The sequence below is a fragment of the Vogesella mureinivorans genome, assembly GCF_007644035.1.
GTDB classification, from domain to species: Bacteria; Pseudomonadota; Gammaproteobacteria; order Burkholderiales; family Chromobacteriaceae; genus Vogesella; species Vogesella mureinivorans.
The window spans coordinates 1-296 of record NZ_VMTV02001118.1 but is presented as its reverse complement, the minus strand read 5'-3'; the positions used below and the strand labels follow the sequence as shown (position 1 = coordinate 296).

The 296-nt window shown below is 51.7% G+C and carries 1 protein-coding gene; it reads right to left on the bottom strand.

The features are described 5' to 3' along the window. On the bottom strand, nucleotides 1-296 hold a 296-nt coding region (locus tag FLQ44_RS25745), incomplete at both ends, for a TetR family transcriptional regulator (protein WP_147696191.1).

Here is a 296-nt window from a genome sequence, read left to right as displayed (position 1 = left end):
GGAATCTCGTCCAACGGCGTATCCCAAAAAGGCTAACCAGACCTTGAGAATAGCTTGCCGTTCAACATCAAGGGGCAAAAATGCTGACACCATCTTTAGGAGGCGATCAACTCCAAGCTCCTGCGCTCTCTGGGACTGCATTGCCTTGAGTAGGGACTGAGTGACTTGATTGAGAGCAAAGAGAATTAACTCTTGCTTATCTCGGAAATAGTGGGTGACGACTCCTGTGGTGCAACCAAGCTCCTGGGCGATCGCCCGCATACTGGTGCGATCTAACCCCTCTCGGACAATGACCC